Annotated in this window: 1 protein-coding gene; it reads right to left on the bottom strand. The window is 71.6% G+C overall.

The features are described from left to right. The coding region (locus JMF90_RS39405) for an autotransporter-associated beta strand repeat-containing protein (RefSeq protein WP_201326582.1) at nucleotides 1–670 on the bottom strand (670 nt) is incomplete at both ends.

Below are 670 nucleotides of genomic sequence, written 5' to 3'. Positions count from 1 at the left end.
CGTGCTGCCGTTGCCGATCGTCGTGTTGCCGGTGTACGTGCCGACGCCGGTGAGCGTCGTCGTCGACGGGCCGTTCACCGCCAGATTGCCGCTGCCCGAGATCGTGCCGCCCAGGCCGAGATTGTTCGCACCGCCAACCGTCAGCGTCGACCCCGCGCCGAGGTTCACCGCGTTGCCGAGCGTCGTGCCGGCCACGCTCGTGCCGAGCGTGCCGCCCGCGCCGCTCGTGTTCAGCGCGCCCGTGCCCAGTGCCGAACCATTGCCCGCGATCAACGTGCCGCCACCGGTCAGGCTCGTGCCGCCCGTGTACGTGTTGACTCCGGTCAGCGTTTCGGTACCCGTGCCGCCCAGCGTCAGGCTGCCGCCCGCACCCGCGATCGTGCCGTCGTAAGTACCGCTACCCGAACCGCCGAGCGTCAGGTTGTTGCCGCCCAGGTTCACCGTCGAACCGGCCACGCCCGACAGCGTGCCGGTCGTCTGCGGCGTGGTCGCGCCGCTCAGGTCGAAGGTTGCGCCCGCACCCGTCAGGCTCACCGGCGTCGTCCCCGACAGGCTGCCGCCCGCGCCGATCGCCAGCGTGCCGCTGTTGATCGTCGTCGCGCCCGTGTACGTATTGCTGCCCGTCAGCGTTTCCGTGCCGGTGCCCGACATCGTCACGCCGCCGGTGCCG

Source organism: Burkholderia sp. E168m23 (assembly GCF_016586125.1).
In the GTDB taxonomy this organism is placed as follows: domain Bacteria; phylum Pseudomonadota; class Gammaproteobacteria; order Burkholderiales; family Burkholderiaceae; genus Burkholderia; species Burkholderia orbicola.
The sequence above is the reverse complement of the archived record's forward strand: the minus strand, read 5'-3'. Positions and strand labels throughout refer to the sequence as shown.